The 22,767-nt window shown below is 37.9% G+C and carries 21 protein-coding genes; 19 read left to right on the top strand and 2 right to left on the bottom strand.

Annotated features, from left to right (window positions below; translation table 11 throughout):
• The first annotated feature begins 68 nt into the window (after positions 1-68).
• Positions 69-455, top strand: coding sequence for an FxsA family protein (locus ACIQAA_RS03850; protein ID WP_402615189.1), 387 nt, complete (start codon positions 69-71; stop codon positions 453-455).
• Between the two features lie 85 nt (positions 456-540).
• Here the strand turns inward: ACIQAA_RS03850 and ytvI are convergent, their stop codons facing one another.
• Entirely contained in the window at positions 541-1,656 is a 1,116-nt protein-coding gene (ytvI, locus tag ACIQAA_RS03845) for a sporulation integral membrane protein YtvI (RefSeq protein ID WP_402615186.1), read from the bottom strand.
• 104 nt (positions 1,657-1,760) lie between these two features.
• Here ytvI and ACIQAA_RS03840 point away from each other — a divergent pair, with 104 nt between their 5' ends.
• The 11 genes from ACIQAA_RS03840 to coaE all read left to right on the top strand — a co-directional run bounded on the left by ACIQAA_RS03840 (position 1,761) and on the right by coaE (position 14,171).
• Entirely contained in the window at positions 1,761-2,222 is a 462-nt protein-coding gene (locus ACIQAA_RS03840; RefSeq protein WP_402615183.1) for a DUF441 domain-containing protein, read from the top strand.
• 355 nt (positions 2,223-2,577) lie between these two features.
• The gene (citZ, locus tag ACIQAA_RS03835) at positions 2,578-3,696 is read left to right on the top strand and encodes a citrate synthase (protein ID WP_402615180.1); all 1,119 of its coding nucleotides are present in this window, start codon (positions 2,578-2,580) and stop codon (positions 3,694-3,696) included.
• A 148-nt stretch (positions 3,697-3,844) separates the two neighbouring features.
• Positions 3,845-5,113, top strand: coding sequence for an NADP-dependent isocitrate dehydrogenase (icd, locus tag ACIQAA_RS03830; RefSeq protein WP_402615177.1), 1,269 nt, complete (start codon positions 3,845-3,847; stop codon positions 5,111-5,113).
• 112 nt (positions 5,114-5,225) lie between these two features.
• Positions 5,226-6,164 (top strand): malate dehydrogenase, encoded by a 939-nt coding sequence (gene mdh, locus ACIQAA_RS03825; RefSeq protein ID WP_402615174.1) that lies wholly within the window; start codon positions 5,226-5,228, stop codon positions 6,162-6,164.
• A gap of 76 nt (positions 6,165-6,240) precedes the next feature.
• Complete coding sequence (locus tag ACIQAA_RS03820; protein WP_402615172.1) at positions 6,241-6,717, top strand: MaoC/PaaZ C-terminal domain-containing protein; 477 nt, start codon at positions 6,241-6,243, stop codon at positions 6,715-6,717.
• A 123-nt stretch (positions 6,718-6,840) separates the two neighbouring features.
• A complete protein-coding gene (locus ACIQAA_RS03815) occupies positions 6,841-7,557 on the top strand; it encodes a winged helix-turn-helix domain-containing protein (protein WP_402615169.1) in 717 nt (238 codons plus the stop codon).
• Entirely contained in the window at positions 7,554-9,317 is a 1,764-nt protein-coding gene (gene pnpS / locus ACIQAA_RS03810; RefSeq protein ID WP_402615166.1) for a two-component system histidine kinase PnpS, read from the top strand. The genes ACIQAA_RS03815 and pnpS overlap by 4 nt, the downstream gene beginning before the upstream one ends.
• Before the next feature lie 18 nt (positions 9,318-9,335).
• Positions 9,336-11,969, top strand: coding sequence for a DNA polymerase I (gene polA / locus ACIQAA_RS03805; protein ID WP_402615164.1), 2,634 nt, complete (start codon positions 9,336-9,338; stop codon positions 11,967-11,969).
• 15 nt (positions 11,970-11,984) lie between these two features.
• Positions 11,985-12,812, top strand: a complete 828-nt coding sequence (gene mutM / locus ACIQAA_RS03800) for a DNA-formamidopyrimidine glycosylase (RefSeq protein WP_402615161.1) — start codon at positions 11,985-11,987, stop codon at positions 12,810-12,812.
• An 89-nt stretch (positions 12,813-12,901) separates the two neighbouring features.
• Positions 12,902-13,543, top strand: a complete 642-nt coding sequence (gene ytaF / locus ACIQAA_RS03795; protein ID WP_402615159.1) for a sporulation membrane protein YtaF — start codon at positions 12,902-12,904, stop codon at positions 13,541-13,543.
• Between the two features lie 25 nt (positions 13,544-13,568).
• Complete coding sequence (gene coaE / locus ACIQAA_RS03790) at positions 13,569-14,171, top strand: dephospho-CoA kinase (RefSeq protein WP_402615156.1); 603 nt, start codon at positions 13,569-13,571, stop codon at positions 14,169-14,171.
• Positions 14,172-15,027: 856 nt separating this feature from the next.
• Here coaE and ACIQAA_RS03785 read toward each other — a convergent pair.
• Positions 15,028-15,924, bottom strand: coding sequence for a nuclease-related domain-containing protein (locus ACIQAA_RS03785; protein WP_402615154.1), 897 nt, complete (start codon positions 15,922-15,924; stop codon positions 15,028-15,030).
• A 251-nt stretch (positions 15,925-16,175) separates the two neighbouring features.
• On the opposite strand from ACIQAA_RS03785, the gene ACIQAA_RS03780 reads away from it, so the two are divergent.
• From ACIQAA_RS03780 to ytxC, 7 genes are all read left to right on the top strand, one after another.
• On the top strand, positions 16,176-17,207 hold the full coding sequence (locus ACIQAA_RS03780) for a glyceraldehyde-3-phosphate dehydrogenase (protein WP_402615151.1): 1,032 nt from the start codon (positions 16,176-16,178) through the stop codon (positions 17,205-17,207).
• A gap of 324 nt (positions 17,208-17,531) precedes the next feature.
• Positions 17,532-17,906: an adenosylmethionine decarboxylase gene (speD, locus tag ACIQAA_RS03775; protein ID WP_402615148.1), complete on the top strand. Its 375-nt coding sequence runs from the start codon at positions 17,532-17,534 to the stop codon at positions 17,904-17,906.
• A gap of 105 nt (positions 17,907-18,011) precedes the next feature.
• A complete protein-coding gene (locus ACIQAA_RS03770) occupies positions 18,012-18,410 on the top strand; it encodes a hypothetical protein (protein ID WP_402615145.1) in 399 nt (132 codons plus the stop codon).
• Positions 18,411-18,494: 84 nt separating this feature from the next.
• Positions 18,495-18,956 carry a transcriptional regulator NrdR gene (gene nrdR, locus ACIQAA_RS03765; protein WP_179601879.1) on the top strand — a complete coding sequence of 154 codons (462 nt, stop codon included), beginning with the start codon at positions 18,495-18,497 and terminating at the stop codon, positions 18,954-18,956.
• A gap of 52 nt (positions 18,957-19,008) precedes the next feature.
• Complete coding sequence (locus ACIQAA_RS03760; protein ID WP_402615142.1) at positions 19,009-20,397, top strand: replication initiation and membrane attachment family protein; 1,389 nt, start codon at positions 19,009-19,011, stop codon at positions 20,395-20,397.
• Positions 20,398-20,410: 13 nt separating this feature from the next.
• A complete protein-coding gene (dnaI, locus tag ACIQAA_RS03755) occupies positions 20,411-21,340 on the top strand; it encodes a primosomal protein DnaI (protein ID WP_402615139.1) in 930 nt (309 codons plus the stop codon).
• Positions 21,341-21,488: 148 nt separating this feature from the next.
• Positions 21,489-22,361 (top strand): putative sporulation protein YtxC, encoded by an 873-nt coding sequence (gene ytxC / locus ACIQAA_RS03750; RefSeq protein ID WP_402615136.1) that lies wholly within the window; start codon positions 21,489-21,491, stop codon positions 22,359-22,361.
• Positions 22,362-22,767 lie beyond the last annotated feature (406 nt).

The following is a 22,767-nucleotide window of genomic DNA, read 5'->3' as shown; positions in this document are numbered from 1 at the left end:
GATATTCCCTTCTTTTTTTTATGACTTGGTATATAATAAATTAAAGCTTGTTTGAAGGAGATAAAACAATGCGCTATTTAGCTTTATTAATTATTATCATACCCGCAATAGATATCGGATTTCTGCTGTTATCAGGCAAAACAATAGGATTTCTGCCCACCATTGCCCTTATCATCCTAACAGGAGTAGTGGGTGCCTATTTGGCCAAGCGAGAAGGATTACAGACCATAAAAAGAGCTCAGGAACAGCTTGCTTATGGTCAAATTCCAGGTGAATCTGTCCTGGATGGAATATGTATTCTAATTGGAGCTACCCTGTTAGTAACTCCTGGATTTTTTACCGATTTATTTGGATTTTTATTATTATTTCCTCCATCTAGAAAGCCTTTTAAGTTTTTGATGATTAATGCTTTAAGAAAGAGAATTCAAAATGGAAATATAAAAATTATCAAATAAGGCTGTTTTCGTAATGATCCAAAGTTTAAGAAAAGAGCTTAAATAAAAACGTCAACTTCCAAATGGAGGTTGACGTTTTTATGTATTATTCTTCTTTCCCTTTTATAAATGTCCATAGGTCGTGGAAAACATTTGCACGGTAGAGTGTGTTAATAATGACGAGGGTGACTGGACCTAGAATCAATCCCAAAAAGCCGACTAATTTGAATCCGACGAACAAGGCTATTAGGGTGGCTAATGGATCAAGACCAATATTAGACGATAGAATTTTTGGCTCCATAATTTGTCTCTGCACGATTACGAGCAAATACAGAACTCCTAAGCCTATTGCAAGGCTTATATCCCCTGCAATGACCTCATATATAATCCATGGTACAAAAACGGCTCCGGTGCCTAGGTAGGGAATAATGTCCACGATACCTGTTATCAAAGCGATCGTAATGGCATAATCAACGCGGAGAACGAGCAGTCCAATTAAAATAATAACGGTTGTAATAGAGATAAGGGTTAATTGAGCCTTTAGAAAACCAAATAAAGCCTTCTGCAAATCCGCAAACACAGTTTTACCACTTGTTTTAGCCCTCTCAGGTAAAATGGTACTGCTAATACGTGAAAGTCTGTGCCAATCCTTACTAATAAAAAATGTTGCTAAGAAGGAGAAGATTAATACGGTTGCGGCGTTTGGGAACCATGATAAGATGACTGGAATGTTGCCAAATAGATTTTGGATAAAGTTCCCAACGTTTGTTCCAATGGTAGTACCAACATTTTTAATATTAGAAATGATTGTGTTTTGCTGCCCATCCTCTAATTGGTTAAACATACTTGTTAATTGATTATAAAGAGGGATAATTTGAGCAGTTATATACTCCTCGATATAGCCAATTAAGGTATCCAAATGCTCAGGAACAACGCGGGCAAGATAATTTGCACCGGAAACCAATTCAGCAACTAAAAGTGTAACTAAGCCTGCCACAAAGGCAAAAATGATGATTAATGCAACAAAAACAGCTAATCCACGGGGCATTCGAAGTTTTTTTTCAAAAAGGTTAACAATTGGGTTGATAAAAAAGGCAATTACTAAGGCGATAAGAAATGGATAGGTCACTTTTGACAAATAATAAAATGATAGAAGTGAGAGAACCACAATGCCAATCACGAAAAAGAACCTCAAGGTTCGATATAAGTACTTTTTATCCAATAACATGCCTCCTTAATCGTCATTTAGGTAGTTCTAGTTTAACATTTTTTGTACAAATCTGCATGATTTTCCATATTGTAAGAAGAAAAGGAAGGGTGAAATAGATGTTTAATCAGCCATTATTGTTCCTATTACTGCTTTTAGTCATTGGACTTATCGCAAAAAATAACTCATTGTTAATTGCGATCGTGGTTTTACTCATATTAAAAGTAAGCGGACTTGAAACAAAATCCTTTACCTTTATTCAGAGTAAAGGGATTAATTGGGGAGTTACGGTGATCACTATAGCAGTGTTAGCTCCCATTGCCTCGGGTGAAATAGGTTTTAAAGATTTGACTAGCGCCTTTAAATCACCTCTTGCCTGGGTAGCTCTTATTTCAGGTATGGCTGTTGCCTTATTAGCAAAGGGTGGAGTATCTTTATTACAAAATGATCCGCATATTACAACTGCACTTGTTTTAGGGACCATTCTATCCGTTTCCATTTTCAAAGGTGTGGCGGTTGGCCCTCTTATTGGCGCTGGAATAGCCTATACAGCGATGAAAATAATTGATTTTTTTAATTAGCTTTTTTGTAAAATAATATTTTTTTTGAACTTTTCAGCCCCTTTTCATTCACAAAAATCTGATAATTGTTTATAATAGGACTTGAAAGCGCATCCTTTTTTACATAAGTCACATAAATATGCTAGATTACTTGTAAAGTAACTTTTTTATTAATTAAAAGTTATTCCGCTTGTTGGCTTTTTTCTGAGCAAGCGCTCAATCTAGATATTCGTATAAAAAGGGCGCTAGTCATTCATATTTGAAATGAAGATTTTCTTTCAACATAGCTGTGACCAATTAACAGTTTCAGCTGATAAAAATACTTCTTTTAACAAATGGGTAATGGGGAAATTAGAATGAGAAGGAGAGATTTTCTATGACAGTAACTCGAGGTCTTGAAGGGGTAGTGGCAACAACTTCTTCCATCAGCTCAATTATTGATGATACGTTAACGTATGTTGGGTATGACATTGATGATTTAGCTGTGAATGCAAGCTTTGAAGAAGTAATTTATTTATTGTGGCACCGCAGATTACCAACTGAGCCTGAATTAGCAGAATTAAAAAAACAGCTATCTGAAAATGCGGCACTTCCACAACAAGTGATTGAGCATTTTAAGATGTATCCTATTGAAAAGGTTCATCCAATGGCTGCACTGCGTTCTGCTGTTTCCTTACTAGGTCTTTATGACGAAGAAGCAGACTCTATGGATCCAGAGTCTAACTATCAAAAGGCGATTCGTCTTCAAGCAAAAATGCCTGCAATTGTGACAACTTTTGCACGCGTTAGAAAAGGTCTTGAACCAATTGCACCTAGAACTGATTTAAGCTTTGCTGCTAACTTCCTTTACATGTTGTCTGGGAATGAGCCTGATGAAATCGCAGTTAATGCTATGGACAAAGCTCTTGTACTGCATGCTGATCATGAACTTAATGCGTCAACATTTACAGCTAGAGTTTGTGTAGCTACTTTATCAGATGTATACTCTGGTGTAACGGCCGCAATCGGAGCGCTTAAAGGACCACTGCACGGCGGTGCAAATGAAGCAGTAATGAAAATGCTTAAAGAAATCGGTACAATTGAAAACGTTGAGCCATATGTTCGTGGAAAACTTGAGAAGAAAGAAAAAATCATGGGCTTTGGACACCGCGTTTACCGCGCAGGCGATCCTCGTGCAAAACATTTGAGAGCTATGTCCAAAAAATTAACGGAGCTGACAGGCGAGCCTCATTGGTATGCAATGTCTGAAAAAATTGAAAGCATCGTAACCGGCGAAAAGAAATTACCGCCAAACGTAGATTTCTACTCCGCGTCCATGTACCACAGCTTAGGCATTGACCATGATTTATTTACACCAATCTTTGCAGTAAGCAGGGTTTCCGGATGGCTTGCTCACATACTAGAACAATATGATAACAATCGATTAATTCGTCCACGTGCTGAATATACAGGTCCTGGCATGCAGACATATGTACCAATTAATCAAAGAGGTTAATAAATATTTACTTTTTTCAAAAAAATTGTTCTAATAGGATTGTGGGAAAAGGTTAAAGAGCAAAATCTTTAACCTTGGACGCAATCTCTTAATACACAAGGGACAATTGATCATTACCATTGATACATACCTAGGAGGGAGAACAACTATGCAAGGCGAAAAAATCACAGTAACAAACGGAGTATTAAATGTACCAAACAATCCAATTATCCCATTTATCGAAGGTGACGGTATCGGGCCTGATATCTGGGCAGCTTCCGAGAGAGTATTAAATGCAGCAGTAGAAAAGGCATATAAAGGCGAGCGTAAAATCGTTTGGAAAGAAGTTCTAGCTGGAGAAAAAGCTTTTAACCAAACTGGTGAATGGCTTCCACAAGAAACTCTTGATTTAATCAATGAATATTTGATTGCGATTAAAGGTCCACTTACAACTCCTGTCGGCGGCGGTATCCGTTCACTGAACGTTGCGCTTCGTCAAGTGTTAGATCTATTTGTATGCTTGCGTCCAGTAAGATGGTTTGAAGGTGTTCCTTCTCCTGTTAAGCGTCCGCAAGATACGGATATGGTAATCTTCCGTGAAAACACTGAAGATATTTATGCAGGAATTGAGTATGAAAAAGGCTCAGAAGCTGCTAATAAACTAATTAATTTCTTACAAACTGAAATGGGTGTAAACAAAATCAGATTCCCAGAGACTTCTGGTATCGGAATTAAGCCTGTTTCTGAAGAAGGAACAACACGCCTCGTACGTGCTGCCCTTAATTACGCAATTAAAGAAGGCCGTAAATCATTAACGTTAGTGCACAAAGGTAATATCATGAAATTTACTGAAGGTGCATTCAAAAACTGGGGTTATGAGCTTGCTGAAAAAGAATTCGGCGATAAAGTATTTACTTGGGCTCAATATGACCGTATTAAAGCGGAGCAAGGTACTGAAGCAGCAAACAAAGCTCAAGCTGATGCTGAAGCAGCTGGCAAAATCATCGTAAAAGATGCAATTGCGGATATCTTCTTACAGCAAATCCTTACTCGTCCACGTGAGTTTGATGTTGTTGCAACAATGAACTTAAACGGTGACTATATTTCTGACGCTCTTGCAGCACAAGTTGGCGGAATTGGTATTGCTCCAGGAGCAAACATCAATTATGAAACTGGCCATGCAATCTTTGAAGCTACACACGGAACAGCACCTAAATATGCTGGTCTTGATAAAGTAAATCCTTCATCTGTTATCCTATCAGGTGTATTACTACTTGAACATTTAGGCTGGAATGAAGCTGCAAAAATGGTCATTAAATCAGTAGAAAAAACAATTGCTTCTAAAGTAGTAACTTATGACTTCGCTCGTTTAATGGATGGAGCAACAGAAGTTAAAACATCTGAATTTGGTGATGAACTAATTAAGAACATGGAATAATTGGAAAGCTAGTGCACCGAGAGTACGAAACTTGACATGGAAAATCAGGGCTGTTTTCGAACAGCCCCTTTTCGAATAACGACAATAATACTTTCAAAGGGGAGAGTTTAAAATGTCTTTAAAGCGTAAAAAGGTTTCCGTAATTGGCGGCGGTTTCACTGGTGCTACAACTGCATTCTTACTTGCACAAAAAGAATTAGGCGATGTCGTTCTGGTTGATATCCCTCAAATGGAAAACCCTACTAAAGGAAAAGCATTAGATATGCTTGAAGCTAGTCCAGTTCAAGGGTTTGATTCAAACATTACTGGTACTTCCAATTACGAAGATACACGTGATTCTGACATCGTTGTAATTACTGCTGGTATTGCACGTAAACCTGGAATGAGCCGTGACGATCTAGTTCAAACAAACCAAAAGGTAATGAAAAGTGTTACACAGGAAATCGTAAAGTATTCTCCAAACTGTACAATCCTTGTATTAACAAATCCAGTTGATGCAATGACGTATACAGTATTTAAAGAATCAGGATTCCCTAAAAACCGCGTAATCGGTCAATCAGGTGTTCTTGATACGGCGCGTTTCCGTACATTCGTAGCTCAGGAATTAAATCTTTCTGTTAAAGATATTACTGGCTTTGTTTTAGGCGGTCACGGTGATGATATGGTTCCGCTTGTTCGTTATTCCTATGCTGGCGGTATTCCATTAGAAACATTAATGCCGAAAGAGCGTTTAGAAGCGATTGTTGAGCGCACTAGAAAAGGCGGCGGTGAAATCGTCAATCTTCTAGGCAACGGCAGTGCTTATTATGCCCCAGCAGCATCACTTGTTGAAATGTGTGAAGCAATCTTAAAAGACCAGCGCCGGGTTCTTCCTTCCATTGCTTACCTTGAAGGAGAATTTGGATATGAGGGTATTTATCTTGGAGTACCAACAATCCTCGGTGCAAACGGAATTGAGAAGGTAATTGAGCTTGAACTAACTCCTGAAGAAAAATCGGCGTTAGACAAATCAGTTGAGTCCGTTCAAAATGTAATGAAAGTATTAGTGTAAGTGAAAAAATTCGGGGGAAATATTCCCCGAATTTTTTCTGCTACACATGAAACCGTTTACAAAGGAGCGTGACGAAATGCTTTTAGGAAAAAAGAGAAAGTTAGGCAGAGAAATTAAAGAAATGTCAGTCGGAGAAAAACTAGCGTTAACCGAAAAAGTGGAAGATAAGGATATTCTTCTGTATTTAGGGTTAACCGATGATGCGAATCCACTCTTTATTCAGCATGATTATGCTTCCCAAACACCTTATGAAAAGCCGATTGTACCAAGTATCATGCTGACAGGCATGATTACCTCAGCTGTTTCAAAGTATTTACCTGGACCTGGAAGCCATATATTAAGTCAAGATATCCAATTTCCGAAGCCTGTTTACCATTATGCAACAGTCCAGCTGTTGTTAGAGGTTGTCGAAGTCAATCATGATGATCACACCGTGCTGATGACAGTTGTTGGAACAAACGAAAAAGAAGAAGTAGTCATTACCGGGAAAATGAAAGTCTGTCCTCCTCATCGTCTAGGAAGAATGGATGCCAATGTATTAGATAATTTTTAGTATCTTAAAGGAATGTATTTCACATTCCTTTTTTTTGTCTCAAGGTCGAAAGTAGGTATTCTTTTTATTTCTATATTATAATGGAGAAAGGTGGCGAAATAGATAAATCAATCGGAGGTTTTTATGAAAAACAAGGTACTAGTTGTAGACGATGAACAATCAATTGTAACTTTGCTTCAATATAATTTGGAACAAGCCGGTTTTGAAGTAGTAACGGCAATGGATGGCTTAGCGGGCAAACAATTAGCTGAAAGTATGGCACCTGATATTATTGTTTTAGATCTTATGCTTCCTAAAATGGATGGAATCGAAGTATGTAAGCAGCTTCGGCAGCAAAAAATTATGACACCAATCCTGATGTTAACAGCCAAAGACGATGAGTTTGATAAAATATTGGGGCTGGAGCTTGGTGCAGATGACTACATGATTAAACCATTTAGCCCAAGAGAAGTGGTTGCACGAGTAAAAGCAATTTTAAGAAGAATTCAAATACAATCCAACAGTAATGAGGCTGACCAACAGGATAGTTCTGATATTGTTATTGGAAACCTTCAAATTATCCCGGAAAAATATGAAGCCTATTTTAAAAATCAACAATTGGAACTGACCCTCAAGGAATACGAATTACTTTATTATTTGGCTCAGAATAAAAATCGCGTTTTAACTCGTGACCAATTATTAAGTGCTGTTTGGAATTATGAATTTGCTGGCGATACTCGTATTGTAGATGTTCACATTTCACACCTGAGGGAAAAAATTGAAGAGGATACGAAGAAACCTGCTTATATCAAAACCGTCCGTGGACTAGGGTATAAGCTCGAGGAGCCGAAAGGTGAATGACCAAATTCCGTACAAAGCTTTTACTTGCACTCATTTCTTTACTAATAATCGGTTTAATCGGACTGGAAATACTACTTGGACAACTTTTTAAAGGCTACTACCTTGATACATATAATGAACGTCTGGATAAAGAGAGTAATCTTCTTAGCTTGCATATTGAAAATAACGGTGGCGTCAACTCATTTAATCAACAAAAAATAATGGAAATAAGCAATATCCTTAATGTGAGACTTGCCATTACAGATACCAAAGGGAAGATACTTTTTGACAGCGACGAAATGAGTCCTTCTAATATAAAAGGGATAAAAGAAATTATTAATGAGGTTTTAAAGGAAAAGCAAAAAAATCAGACGAAGCTTGTTGAACGTGAGGAATACGACTTACACTATTCCTGGAAACCCATTTTACAAGCAAATGAAAATGAAGGTTATTTGTTCATCTTTACTAAAACCAGTGAACTGAAACAAGCCTACGGGCAAATTTGGTGGATTCTATCAACTTGCTTACTGATGGTGTTTATTGTTTTTATTTATCTTGGATACAGAATAACGGCAAGATATACGAAGCCAATAGAAGCTGCAACGAGTGTGGCCATTGAGCTGGCCAAAGGAAATTACCGGGCTAGAATCGAAAGTAACAAATTAAATGAGACGAGTATGTTGAGCAATTCTATCAATGTACTAGCCCAAAACCTTCAAGAAATGAGTAAAGCTCAAGAAATACAGCAAGATCGCTTAAGTGCACTAATTGAAAATATGGGTGCAGGACTGCTTCTAATGGACAGCCGTGGGTTCGTTAATCTCATCAATAAGGGCTACATCGATATCTTTCATGTGAACTCTACTAATTACTTAGACAAACTATATTATGAAGTGATTGAGCAAGAGGAAATTTGCAATATCATAGCAGATGTGTTCAGGACTGAACAAAAAATCAGAAAACATCTTCTTCTCCCATTGGGGATCGAGAGAAGATACTTTGATGTTTATGGGATACCGATTATTGGGATAAATAATGTATGGAAAGGGGTTTTACTTGTTTTCCATGATATTACCGAGATAAAAAAACTTGAGGTAATGAGAAAAGATTTTGTTGCCAATGTGTCACATGAATTGAAGACGCCCGTTACCTCTATTAAAGGTTTTTCTGAAACGCTGTTGGATGGTGCGATGAACAATCAAGATACGCTTGAAGCATTTTTATCGATTATTAATAAAGAAAGTGAGCGAATGCAATCGCTCATTCAAGATTTGCTCGATTTTTCGAAAATTGAGCAGCAGGAATTTAAGTTAAACATCCAGGACTTTGACCTCTATGAATTAATAAACGACGTAATCACCATGCTTACTAAAAAAGCAGAATCAAAAGATATTCGTCTTGAACTTGAGTTTCAGAGGGAAGAATTATATATACAAGGAGACCATGACCGCTTAAAACAGGTATTTATTAATCTGATGAGCAACGCAATTTTATATACCCCGCCAAGAGGATATGTAAAAGTTTCACTGTTCGATTACGAGAAAACAGTAAAAATCCATGTAAAAGACTCAGGGGTAGGAATTAAACAAGAAGAAATTCCCCGTATTTTTGAACGGTTTTATCGGGTTGACCGTGCAAGAAGCCGGGATTCTGGCGGGACAGGTCTTGGATTAGCAATCGTAAAACATTTAGTTGAAGCACATCACGGAAACATCTCAGTGAGAAGTACCCTGGGTAAGGGCAGTGAGTTTATCATCGAACTACATAAATATATGAATTAACCTGAAAGGGGTAAATGGATGGAAAAGAAGAAGTTAGTATTAATAGACGGGAATAGCATCGCTTACCGTGCATTCTTTGCACTGCCCCTGCTTAATAACGATAAAGGCGTACACACAAATGCAGTTTACGGTTTTACCATGATGTTAAATAAGATTATAGAAGACGAAAAGCCAACGCATATACTAGTGGCATTTGACGCTGGGAAGACGACATTTCGTCACGCTACTTTTGGAGAATATAAGGGCGGCAGGCAGAAAACACCGCCTGAATTATCGGAACAATTCCCTTTTATTCGTGATCTTCTTGACGCATATGGTATCCAGCGATATGAGCTTGAGAATTATGAGGCAGATGACATTATTGGGACGCTGTCATTAACGGCTGAAAAAGAAGGTTATGAAATCAAGGTAATATCAGGAGATAAAGACTTAACGCAGCTTTCCTCCGAACATACTACCGTAGCTATCACTCGTAAAGGAATTACCGACATAGAGGAATATACTCCAGAACATGTTATGGAGAAGTATGGTTTAACGCCTGAGCAAATTATTGATATGAAGGGGCTAATGGGTGACCCTTCAGATAATATTCCAGGTGTACCAGGAGTCGGTGAAAAAACAGCGATTAAACTGCTGAAGGAATTTTCAACATTAGAAAATTTACTAGAGTCGGTTGATCAAGTGACTGGAAGTAAGTTAAAGGAAAAGCTTGAGGAATTTAAGGATCAAGCAGTGATGAGCAAGCAGCTTGCCACCATAGAAAGACATGCACCAGTCGAGGTATCCGTAGAAAAGGTCGCTTATGAAGGCTTTGAAAGAGAAAAACTTGTTGAACTTTATAAAGAGCTTGGCTTTCATTCCTTATTAGAAAAATTAGGTGGAGACACTGCAAGCACTGAACAGCTTGAACTTGAAGACATAGAGTATGTAACCCCTGATGTGATTAGTGATGATTTGTTTGCGGATGATAATTATTTCTATGTTGAAATGCTCGATGATAATTATCATTACGCGGATATCATTGGTTTTTCGCTAGTTAATGAAAAGGGATATTATTATTTACCAACTGAATTAGCCTTAAAGTCCGATAGCTTTAAAAAATGGGCTGAAGATGATACAAAAAAGAAAACAGTCTATGATGCGAAGCGTTCCGAAGTTTCGTTAAGAAGGTATGATATTCATTTAAAAGGGGTTAATTTCGATACGTTAATGGCTTCTTATATTATTAATCCTTCTGAATCGATTGATGACCTTTCAACGATTGGGAAAAAATATGGGATTAATATCCAATCAGATGAGTCGTTTTATGGAAAAGGGGCTAAGCGGAAAATACCTGAAGCACCACTAGTAGCTGATCACCTTGTTCGAAAAAGTCTTGCTATGTTTGATTTAAAACTAAAACTAGAAGATGAATTAAAAACAAATGAACAATATGAATTGTTTACTGATCTTGAAATGCCATTATCTCTCATTTTAGCTGATATGGAATCTTGCGGAATCAAGGTGGATAGGGACCGTCTACAAAGAATGGGCGGCGAAATTCATGACAGGCTGATTGAAATTGAAGGAATTATTTATGAGCTGGCTGGTGAAAAGTTCAATATTAATTCAACCAAACAATTAGGTGTAATTTTATTTGAAAAATTAAACCTGCCAACCTTTAAGAAAACAAAAACAGGCTATTCAACGTCAGCAGATGTTTTAGAAAAATTAGCAAATGACCATGAAATCATTGAGCATATTCTTAATTACAGACAACTAGGCAAGCTTCAGTCAACATATATTGAAGGTTTGCTCAAAGTAATTAATCCTAAAACGGGTAAAGTTCATACACGATATCAACAGACATTAACCGCAACAGGCAGATTAAGCTCCATAGACCCGAACCTGCAGAACATTCCGATTCGTTTAGAAGAGGGCCGGAAGATTCGTCAAGCATTTGTACCATCGGAACCAGGATGGATCATTTTTGCGGCCGATTATTCGCAAATCGAGCTTAGAGTTTTAGCAGACATTGCTGGTGATGAAAAACTAATTCAAGCCTTTAAGGATGACCTCGATATTCACACAAAAACAGCGATGGATGTATTCCACGTGGACGCAGACGAGGTGACATCCAATATGAGGAGGCAGGCGAAGGCGGTTAACTTCGGTATAGTCTATGGAATAAGTGACTATGGTCTTTCACAGAGTTTAGGAATCACTCGGAAAGAAGCAGGGATGTTCATTGACCGCTATCTTGCCAGCTATCCTGGGGTAAAGGATTATATGGACGACATTATTCATTCAGCCAAACAAAAGGGCTATGTATCTACCCTCCTTCAAAGAAGAAGATATATCCCAGAAATTACACATCGTAATTTTAACATCAGAAGTTTTGCTGAAAGAACGGCAATGAACACCCCGATCCAGGGAAGCGCTGCTGATATCATTAAAAAAGCCATGATCGATATGGCGGAAGCGTTGAAGGATTATGGGTTAAAAACGAGACTGCTGCTTCAAGTGCACGATGAACTTATCTTCGAAGCACCGGAAGAAGAAATCGAAACCCTGAAAAAACTCGTTCCCGATGTTATGGAAAATGCCCTCGAATTAAAAGTGCCATTAAAAGTAGACTATTCCTATGGCCCAACATGGTTTGACGCGAAGTAAGGAGGGGCTTATTGAATGCCGGAACTTCCAGAAGTTGAAACCGTAAGAAAAACGTTAAAAAATCTTGTCTCGCATAAACAGATTGAGAACATTACCGTTCACTGGCCGAAAATCATTAAAAACCCAGTTGAGGTGGAACAATTTATTGACGCCCTTAAGGGGGAAACAATTGAGGATGTCGGCAGAAGAGGAAAGTTTTTAATCATCTATACGACTACGTTTGCCCTTGTTTCCCATTTAAGGATGGAAGGGAAATACGGTCTTTATCCAAAAGATGAACCGTATGATAAACATACGCATGTTATTTTTCATTTTACCGATGGAACTGAATTGCGCTATCGGGATGTTCGTAAATTTGGAACCATGCACTTATATATAAAGGGTGAGGAATTTCAAAAACCTCCACTTATTGATCTTGGACCAGAGCCTTTTTCAGAAGACTTCACGAAGGAATATTTATGGGACAAGCTGAAAAAGACAAACCGAAAGATAAAGCCTGCACTCCTTGATCAAAAAGTCTTTGTCGGCCTTGGAAACATTTACGTGGATGAAGCCCTGTTCCGTTCTGGAATTCATCCTGAAAGGATTGCCAATTCTCTGAGTGATAAAGAAGTAACGTTGCTGCATCAAGAAATTGTTAAGACATTAGATGAAGCAGTTGAAAAAGGAGGAAGTACGATTCGCTCCTACGTTAACTCACAAGGAGAAATTGGAATGTTTCAGCTTGAATTATATGCCTACGGCCGTAAAGGGGAAGAATGCAAAAGGTGTGGTACCCCGTTAGAAAAAACAACAGTAGGCGGCCGAGGAACACATTTTTGTCCTAAATGCCAAAAACTTTAAGTGTTAGAAGTGAGATGACAATTTAATAACATAGGATAGGCTCCTCCCATATACTATCGTAGTGATTGACGGAAGGAGCCCTAGACATCATGTTTCAAATGTTCTCACTTCTCCTGCTGGCTTTTGCTCTCAGTCTTGATAGCTTTAGCGTAGGGTTTACGTATGGACTAAGAAAAATGGTATTGCCGCTTAAATCAGTGCTCATCATTGCCACCTGTTCAGCCATTTCTTTAATGATTGCGGTGTCAATCGGACATGGCCTTGAAAAAATCTTATCTCCGGATATCACTGCAAGCCTTGGGGGTATTATTTTAATCGGTCTCGGCGCCTGGGTATTATATCAATTTTTCAGGCCAGCGAAAGAAAAGGACTCAGAACTGCTCGAACATGAAAAGCTGATCATTAATTTTGAAATCCGCTCCTTAGGAATTGCCATAAATATCTTAAGGAAACCAATGTCAGCTGACTTTGACCGTTCGGGTACGATCACTGGAATTGAGGCATTCATGCTCGGCTTTGCCTTATCCATCGACGCGTTTGGTGCTGGAATTGGTGCCGCGATGCTTGGATTTTCTCCTTTTTATCTAGCCGCCAGCGTTGCTGTTATGAGTTCTTTATTTCTAGTTTTAGGAATAAAAAGCGGTGCTTTTTTTCATAAATTTAACTTGGTCCAAAAGTTTACCTTTATACCAGGGATTTTATTAATCATCATTGGAATTTTGAAATTATGAACGTTCATGTAGAAAGGAACAGAGTATGTCACTAGTAATCGGACTAACAGGCGGAATAGCCAGTGGAAAAAGTACAGTTTCCAGTATGTTAAAAGAAATGAACATCACTGTTATTGACGCAGACGTAGAAGCCCGCCTAGCCGTCGAGAAAGGTGAACCGGCCTATCAAAAAATTGTTGCTGAATTCGGCGATGATATTTTATTAGATACTGAGGAAATCGATAGGGTAAAACTCGGTTCAATCATTTTTCACAACGCTGAAAAACGACAGCTCTTAAATAGCATCGTTCATCCTGAGGTAAGAAAAAGGATGAACGATCAAGTAGAAGCAGCCAGGGTACGCGGAGAACAAGTCATTGTCCTCGATATTCCACTGCTGTTTGAAAGTAAACTAACGCATATGGTCGAAAAAACAATCCTCGTTTACGTTGATCGAGATATCCAGCTAAAAAGACTGATGGAACGAAATGATTTATCCATGGAGGACGCAGAGGCGAGAATTAAATCACAAATGCCTCTTTCAGAAAAAGTCGCATTAGCCGACGCCGTCATTAATAACAACGGCACCATCGCCGAAACCGAAAAACAAGTAATTGAGGTTTTAAAGGGCTGGGGAATAGCAACGTAAAAAAGAAGGGGGATCCCCTTCTTTTTTAATGCCTATAAAATTACATACCAGTGGGATAGTGCCGATAAACCAAGTGTTTACCAATTACGGTAAGAATCTGGCCAAGATAGTGCCGATAAACCTAGGCTCCCTAAATTAAGGTAACAATCAGACCGGGATAGTGCCGATAAACCTATGCTCCCTAAATTAAGGTAACAATCAGACCGGGATAGTGCCGATAAACCTAGGCTATCCAAATTACGGTAACAATCTGGCCAAGATAGTGCCGATAAACCTAGGCTCCCTAAATTAAGGTAACAATCAGACCGGGATAGTGCCGATAAACCTAGGCTATCCAAATTACGGTAACAATCAGTCCGGGATAGTGCCGATAAACCTAGGCTATCCAAATTACGGTAACAATCAGACCGGGATAGCGCCGATAAACCTAGGCTATCCAAATTACGGTAACAATCAGACCGGGATAGCGCCGATAAACCTAGGCTATCCAGATTACGGTAACAATCAGACCGGGATAGTGCCGATAAACCTATGCTCCCTAAATTAAGGTAACAATCAGACCGGGATAGTGCCGATAAACCTAGGCTATCCAGATTACAGTAACAATCAGACCGGGATAGTGCCGATAAACCTAGGCTATCCAGATTACGGTAACAATCAGACCAGGATAGTGCCGATAAACCTATGCTCCCTAAATTAAGGTAACAATCAGACCGGGATAGTGCCGATAAACCTAGGCTCCCTATTACGGTAACAATCAGACCAGGATATCCCCCTAAAACGAGCCCTTAACATTTATTCGGTGATGTGACCCAAGACGTAGTTCGGATACAATGGAAAATCCTAATTTAGCTCATTATTCATAATAGCTTTCCTTTGTATTCCCTATTGCTTTAAAATTTTCTTTGAGAATTCGCCTGATTGTTTTTTTAGAAGCAACTGCATCACACCATTCATGAACAAGATTATTTGTTATCTTAATCTCTGGAATCAGAATTTGCAATTCATTCACACTGCGCATGACTGCTGGTTCTACTCGCTCTTTAAACCCGCATTTACAGGTTAGGATCGTTCGAGAAACTGAAAGGGAAAATGAGTGGCATATTCCACAGCTTAACCCCTTGTGTAAACTATCAAAGTCATATTTTGGTAATCGCACATAAGGGTTTTCCGTTTTATGCAGAGAAACTAACAGGTCTGCAAGTTTATGGTGTTTATCACTTAATTTAGAAGGCATTTTATATAGCTTTTTAATAAAAGAATTAACTTGTGTTGGTAAGATAATCTGTGGATTTGGTGATGATTGAAACAAGGTAAATTCGGGGTTAATGAATACGAGAAAAGCATCAATGGGATAATTATATCCATATTTATGGAGTAATTGCCGGAGTTCGGAATGACATCTATTTAACTGTAGCATAGGATCCTTCTTTTCACTACCAGCTATTGTTTTAAACAGGCCATCTTCATAACAAAATTCTCCTTCATAATTTTTGACATCAATAAGATAAATTCGTCCATAGAAGATAATTAAAGTGTCAATTTGGAAAACTGTATCACCTACTTCAAGCAACAAATCATTAATAACCAAAGTATCTAAGTCACGTATTAAACTGTCAAACTTCAATTCCCCTGCATAACCCTTCTCTTTGTTAGAGAGTCGCAGCTTTTCTTTTTCCGATAAGTTAATTCTATAATCCAAAATTCTCAATATAACCAATTCTGCAGGTATAGACCGTTCTTTTTTAAACATATCCCACTTCCTTTCTTATCTCTTATTCTATCCGAAATTCATAGGTCAAAAAATGAATGTTTTGTTAAATCTACTATCCAAATAAAATCCCCAATAAAAATTAATGTAGCGTATTTATTAAACAAGTTATCGGAATTATAAAACATTTTTAAAATTCCGCACTTTATATATCACATATTGAATTAAATATGTTATACTAATTACATCAAAACAAGTTAATAAGTATAACATATTACGGAAGGGGCCGTGAAATGAAGACGAGAATTGCAATAAACGGTTTTGGGAGAATTGGTAGGATGGTTTTTAGAAAAGCGATCCTTGAAAATACGCTGGATATTATTGCTATAAATGCGAGTTATCCTGCGGAAACGTTAGCTCATTTAATTAAATATGATACGGTTCATGGACCATTTCAAGGGGATATCATTGCGCTGGATGAAGAGCTAATTGTAAACGGTAAACGAGTTAAATTATTAAATAATCGGAATCCTGAGCAGCTTCCATGGAAAGAGTTAAATATTGATGTCGTTATTGAAGCGACTGGTAAATTTAACTCACGAGACAAGGCAGGTCTGCACTTAGACGCAGGAGCAAAAAAGGTCATTATTACTGCACCTGGGAAAAATGAGGATATTACCATTGTTATGGGTGTAAACGAAGACAAACTCGACATCACTCAACATGATGTTATTTCTAATGCGTCTTGTACCACAAACTGTTTAGCACCTGTGGCGAAAGTGTTGGATGAAAAGTTCGGAATTGAAAATGGTTTAATGACAACGATTCACTCGTACACAAATGATCAACGAAACATTGACAACCCACATAAAGATTTGCGAAGAGCTAGAGCATGTGGACAATCTATCATCCCAACCACCACTGGGGCAGCAAAAGCATTATCGCTGGTATTACCTCAGTTAAAGGGGAAGCTGCATGGAATGTCACTTCGTGTACCTACACCAAATGTTTCATTAGTGGATTTGGTAGTTGATTTGAAACAAGATGTCACAGTTGATGATATCAATCAGGCCTTTTCGGAAGCAAAAAATGGTCCATTAAAGGGTATCATCGACTTTACGATGGAACCGCTTGTATCCGTCGATTTCAATACAAATCCTTACTCTGCGATCATTGATGGATTATCGACGATGGTTATGGGGAACAGAAAAGTGAAAGTGCTTGCTTGGTATGATAACGAATGGGGCTATTCTTCCAGAGTCGTCGATCTTACCTTATATGTCGCACATCTAATGGCGAATTCAAATCAAGTGAAAGTGGGATAATTCTCTAAAAAATACTGTCGATTGACAGTATTTTTTTTGTAGCTTTCTAAAGCATTTGTGAATAATATAGTTTGAAATTTGTTTTTTGCTTTGAGGAGATAAGCCCTTTAAACACAGACACTGTAAAATTTTAGATTGATAGGTTGCAAAACAAATATAAACTTAGTATACTAGTCATCGTGAACTTCTTGAAATTTGGTACCGATTAATTACTTAAAGGGTTAGGACCTCTCTGGACTAACTTTCCCCCGTGGTAATTACAAGATACTGTCAATAAAAGATTTCAAGAATGAAGCAAAAATGTTTAGAGGGGGAAAAATGAATATGGAAACAATGGGACGTCACGTAATCTCTGAATTATGGGGTTGCGATTTTGAAAAATTGAATGATATGAATTTTATTGAACAAACTTTTGTTGAAGCAGCTCTTAAATCAGGTGCGGAAATCCGTGAAGTAGCATTTCATAAGTTTGCACCACAAGGCGTAAGCGGTGTGGTCATTATTTCTGAGTCTCACTTAACCATTCACAGCTTCCCTGAACATGGATATGCCAGCATTGATGTATATACTTGTGGTGATTTAAATCCAAATGTAGCAGCAGATTATATAGCTCAAAGCTTAAATGCGCAAACACGCGAGAATATTGAAATTCCACGCGGTATGGGTCCTGTTCAAGTAAAACAGGCAAAAGCGCGATAATTTTTAAATAAAAATGCGACGAGAGGTGTATTTATAGTACACCTCTTTTTATTTTTTTCGTAAAGTATTGTAAAATTAGATAAAAGACTATATTTGGAGGCTCCTATGGCTATATTTGGTAATTTATTTATTCGTTTTAGAAAGCAAATCGAAACCTCAGATCATCAAAAAGATAGTTCCCTGGCTACCCGTTATTATAAAGCAACTTTCAACCAGCTTTTTCAATCTGTTGAAGAATTATTTCGCCAGGATGCAGACTGCAGAATCGTTACGGTTTCCAAAGACCATGGGGAAATTGCTGTGGAAATCAACAAACCGATACCTTGTTTTCTAATCGTGACGGTAGTATCTGTGAGAGGAATGGAAACGGCTGTAGACTTCAGTATCTCTTCGGAAAAATTTTCACCAATCGGATTGTATCCAATTTTAAGAAAAAGGCTCATTTCCTATTACGAGAAAATCGACAAATTACATACTCTTGTTAGAGTCGGAAAAAGCTCATAATACTTCTTGTTTTACCGTTTTCTTTCTAATAAGATAAAGAATAGATAAAATACTTATGAATGGATTGATTTGGGAGTTGATCAAATGAAGTGCCCTTCATGTCAAAATTATGGTACACGTGTGCTTGATTCCCGGCCGGTTGATGAGGGACGTGCAACTCGAAGAAGACGTGAGTGTGAAGAATGTGGATATCGTTTTACGACATTTGAGAAAATTGAAGAGATTCCACTTATTGTGGTAAAAAAGGAAGGTACGAGGGAAGAATTCAGCCGGGATAAAATCCTGCGAGGCTTGATTAAAGCTTGTGAAAAGCGCCCTGTCGCGTTAAAAGAATTAGAAGATATAACTCAAGGGGTAGAAAAAGAATTACGCAATCAAGGAATATCAGAAATTAAAAGTGAATTGATTGGTGAAATGGTCATGGACAGGCTTGCACATGTTGATGAAGTAGCTTATGTTCGCTTTGCTTCTGTTTACCGTCAATTTAAGGATATAAATGTTTTTATTCAAGAATTAAAAGAACTGATAAACAAGGAGAAATCCTAGGGAGCTAAAGAACGTCTTTGGCTCTTTATTACTTTTTTAAAGGGTGAATGATATGGCGCAGCATTGGCAGGAATTGATTCCGATTGACCGTTATCTTGTTACGTCAAATGGATTGCTGCATGAATACGACCGCAAAGTGCTGACTTTTTTGTATCAGCCCTTAATCGGCTCTACCTGTTTAAGTTTATATATGACGCTTTGGGCAGAGCTTGAAGAAAATAAACTATGGTCTGAATCCTCGACTCATCATTTGTTAATGAATTTGTTAAGTGTTAACTTAAAGGATATCTACGAAGCTAGGTTACAATTAGAGGGTATTGGACTGTTAAAAACATACGTAAAAAGTGATGAAAGTGGACGTTCGTTTATCTATGAACTTTATCCGCCGTTGAATCCAGAGCAATTTTTTCTAGATGGAATGTTAAATATTTATCTATATCGTAAAATCGGTAAAAATCACTTTGCGCGGTTAAAACGTTTTTTTAGCATTCCAAAAAAGCCATTGGATGAGGATTATTTAGAAGTAACTAGAGCTTTTCAGGATGTGTTTGCATCGGCAATTCCAGGAAGTCTTCAGTATATGCAAGACCATGCAGAAGACTTGGAGGCGGAATCCAATCAAGAATTTATTGGCCGTCAGGATCAAAAACCAATTCAAATTGATACGAGTACCTTTGATTTTGATTTGTTAATGGCGGGTCTTAATGAATCACTGGTCCCACAAAAAGCACTGACCAAAAAGGTGAAAGAGGTTATCAGTAATCTTGCATTTCTTTACGGAATCAGCCCAATCGAAATGAAAAACTTTATTTTAGGGGCCATCAATGAAAAGGATGAAATTGATATCGAGGACCTTAGAAAAGGTGCACGAGATTGGTATCAATTCGAAAATTATGATCAACTTCCGAGTCTTATTAATAGAACACAGCCTGCTGTCCACCAAGTCCAATTAACGGAACCGAAAACACAGGAAGAAAAGTTAATTCGTTATTATGAAACCACACCTCCCATTGTTATTTTTAAAGAACTCTCAGGTGGAGTGGAGCCTTCTGCTGCCAATTTAAAAATATTAGAGGAAGTCATGATTAAATATAAACTTCCTCCTGGTGTTGTAAATGTGTTAATCGAGGTTGTTCTTAGAAAAACAGATATGAAATTTACAAAGGGATTTGTTGAATCGATTGCAAGCCATTGGGCTCGGCTTAAAATAAAGACTGTTAAAGAAGCAATGGAAGCTGCTAGGAAAGACGAGCGAGGATTTCAAGAGAGCAAAAAGACCGGAAGATCAACGAAACAAAAACCGATTCGGACAGAAGTATTACCTGATTGGTTTGATGATAGTGGAAAAGCTAGTGTTAAGGCAGAAACGAAAGACCAGAATACAGAGCTTGAAGCGAAAAAGCGTGCGATTGAAGAGAAGCTAAAAGCATTTCGCAAATAGGTGGTGAAGGGAATTGGAAAGGATCAATCGAACAATTAAGCGGTTAGCCTCTAATGAAAACTTTCTGAAGCGCTATGAAGAGCAGCGAAAGCAAGTGTTAAGTCATCCGGATATTCATGCATTTCTAACAGAACATGAAAATGAGCTCAATCAGAATACGATTGAAAAAAGCATGAGTAAGCTTTATGAATACACGCAGCAAAGTAAAGAATGTAATCGCTGTGAGAGTCTTGATGGCTGTATCAATTTCATGAAAGGGTATCACCCTGATTTAGTGCTGGTTCGAAACTCGATTGATGTCGTATATAAACGCTGTCCAAGAAAAGTAATGGCGGATGAGCAAAAGAAAAATCAAAAGCTTATTAAAAGTTTATATGTACCTAGAGATATATTGGAAGCTACCTTTGAGGAGTTTGAAGGTGACCTCGGCCGTCTTGATGCCGGGGACCGTGCAGCAACTTTTTTAATGAATTATGAGGCGGGATTAAAGCCTAAGGGATTGTATCTATATGGCAAATTTGGAGTAGGAAAATCCTATTTGTTAGGAGCGATAGCTAACGAACTGGCTAAAAAGCAAATTCCAACGATGATAGTTTATGTTCCAGAGCTGCTGCGCGAAATGAAAAGTGCCATTGGTGATTCTACGTTAAATGAAAAAATTGAAGCATTGAAAAAAGAACCCATTTTAATGCTTGATGATATTGGTGCAGAAGCTGTATCCAGCTGGACAAGGGATGAAGTAATAGGGCCTATCTTGCAGTTTAGGATGCTTGAAAAGCTTTCAACCTTCTTTACCTCTAATTTTGACTTCCAAGGGCTGGAGCACCATTTAACCTACAGCCAGCGTGGTGAAGAGGAGAAGATGAAAGCGCGGAGAATCATGGAGAGAATTCGTAGTTTAAGTGATCCTGTTCTTGTTGATGGTCCAAATCGCCGTGATTAAATGATAAATGCAAGTGGATTACCGATACATTTTCGGTAGTCCTTATTTTTTTTCACAATATTGGTGCATCCATGCTGTCTGAACTTCTATTTTGGCCAAGTCCCCCATATAAATGTAAAACAGAGTATGGGATAGAGGGGGGATTTGGTTGGCAGAAATCATCTTCCGAAGCAAGATGGATGCGAAGAGATGTTATGATCACTTGCTGAAGTGCTTACGGTATCATCCAAATAATGAAGATATTCTTCTTATAGAAGATCGACATATAGTGAAAATTTCGGAAAGCATTGTTAGGTTTGGAGAGGTCAAAGAAGCATTCTATGAATTTATCATAAAAATAAAGCGTGATGACTGGTTTAGGGCTATTTTACAAGAACAATATTTTTTCGAGGATCCAGAAGAGCAGGAACATATCATGGAGATTATTTATTCTGTTCTTGAAGGTCAGCGGGAAGACCTGGCTGTTTTCATTAAGGGTAATAGGGAAGAACCTCAAATTAGAGAAGCAGTGGAGGAAATCTTTCAGGATCATGTCTCCTTCTCGTTTGACTCCTTTTTTAAATTTCGATTACGTCCCTATTTTAAATTGTTAGAGAGTTACGTAGAAATCTCCATTGATGAATATAAAATGGAGCAGGAATATCAAATGTTTATTCAAACATTAAGGGATTTTTTAGCGAGCCGTGAACCTAAAATGGACACACTGCATCTTTTGTTTGATGAGGAAATCACCTTTTTTGATCAGCAGTTTGAAGAGATAAAACGGGGAGAATTGATGAAAATGATTGACCGGAAGCTTTTGTTTAACCATCCGGTTTATGTAGATTCTGCTTCCATTGCACCTTTATTATCAATCGCACCAAAGAACATTCACCTCTATACAAAAAATCCCGAGGAACCGCTTGTCAGGACCATTAAAAACATCTTTGAAGAAAGAGTATTGATAAAGTCATATAAAGGTTTACGGCATACGAAAGAATCGATTCAGCAGAAAAACTCTGCAAATGGAAATGGTGCTTGAAAAATATTGAAAAAATTGTATGCTTGGTGTATTGATTTTTAAAATTAGAATCATTATAATACAGTACATAGTTAATATATCAAGCAAAAGTAATGATAAGGACAACAGTATTTATTCACGGTTACCAGAGAGGGAGGACAGGGCTGAAAGCCTCCTAGCACGGATTGAATGCTTACCACCTTTAAACTTCAGCGGTGAACGCTTCTTTGAAGTGAGTAATCGCCTGACGGGAAACAGCCCGTTACCCTGTCCTAAAGTCATTTTTAAAGACTATTTTTTAAAAATGAAAAATTGGGTGGAACCACGTGTTTATTAAACTCGTCCCTTTTCCAGGGACGGGTTTTTTTATTTTTTAAAAAGCGTTTTAAGGACAAAATTTGTCCCGAGCGCTCAAATCAAAGGAGGA

The organism is Neobacillus sp. NPDC093182, from assembly GCF_044754045.1.
This window is presented reverse-complemented; position numbering and strand designations above follow the sequence as displayed.

Coding starts and splice junctions, on each gene's coding strand:
- ACIQAA_RS03850 (WP_402615189.1), top strand. CDS start 69: ATGCGCTATTTAGCTTTATTAATTATTATCATACCCGCAATAGATATC.
- ACIQAA_RS03840 (WP_402615183.1), top strand. CDS start 1,761: ATGTTTAATCAGCCATTATTGTTCCTATTACTGCTTTTAGTCATTGGA.
- citZ (WP_402615180.1), top strand. CDS start 2,578: ATGACAGTAACTCGAGGTCTTGAAGGGGTAGTGGCAACAACTTCTTCC.
- icd (WP_402615177.1), top strand. CDS start 3,845: ATGCAAGGCGAAAAAATCACAGTAACAAACGGAGTATTAAATGTACCA.
- mdh (WP_402615174.1), top strand. CDS start 5,226: ATGTCTTTAAAGCGTAAAAAGGTTTCCGTAATTGGCGGCGGTTTCACT.
- ACIQAA_RS03820 (WP_402615172.1), top strand. CDS start 6,241: ATGCTTTTAGGAAAAAAGAGAAAGTTAGGCAGAGAAATTAAAGAAATG.
- ACIQAA_RS03815 (WP_402615169.1), top strand. CDS start 6,841: ATGAAAAACAAGGTACTAGTTGTAGACGATGAACAATCAATTGTAACT.
- pnpS (WP_402615166.1), top strand. CDS start 7,554: ATGACCAAATTCCGTACAAAGCTTTTACTTGCACTCATTTCTTTACTA.
- polA (WP_402615164.1), top strand. CDS start 9,336: ATGGAAAAGAAGAAGTTAGTATTAATAGACGGGAATAGCATCGCTTAC.
- mutM (WP_402615161.1), top strand. CDS start 11,985: ATGCCGGAACTTCCAGAAGTTGAAACCGTAAGAAAAACGTTAAAAAAT.
- ytaF (WP_402615159.1), top strand. CDS start 12,902: ATGTTTCAAATGTTCTCACTTCTCCTGCTGGCTTTTGCTCTCAGTCTT.
- coaE (WP_402615156.1), top strand. CDS start 13,569: ATGTCACTAGTAATCGGACTAACAGGCGGAATAGCCAGTGGAAAAAGT.
- ACIQAA_RS03785 (WP_402615154.1), bottom strand. CDS start 15,924: ATGTTTAAAAAAGAACGGTCTATACCTGCAGAATTGGTTATATTGAGA.
- ACIQAA_RS03780 (WP_402615151.1), top strand. CDS start 16,176: ATGAAGACGAGAATTGCAATAAACGGTTTTGGGAGAATTGGTAGGATG.
- speD (WP_402615148.1), top strand. CDS start 17,532: ATGGAAACAATGGGACGTCACGTAATCTCTGAATTATGGGGTTGCGAT.
- ACIQAA_RS03770 (WP_402615145.1), top strand. CDS start 18,012: ATGGCTATATTTGGTAATTTATTTATTCGTTTTAGAAAGCAAATCGAA.
- nrdR (WP_179601879.1), top strand. CDS start 18,495: ATGAAGTGCCCTTCATGTCAAAATTATGGTACACGTGTGCTTGATTCC.
- ACIQAA_RS03760 (WP_402615142.1), top strand. CDS start 19,009: ATGGCGCAGCATTGGCAGGAATTGATTCCGATTGACCGTTATCTTGTT.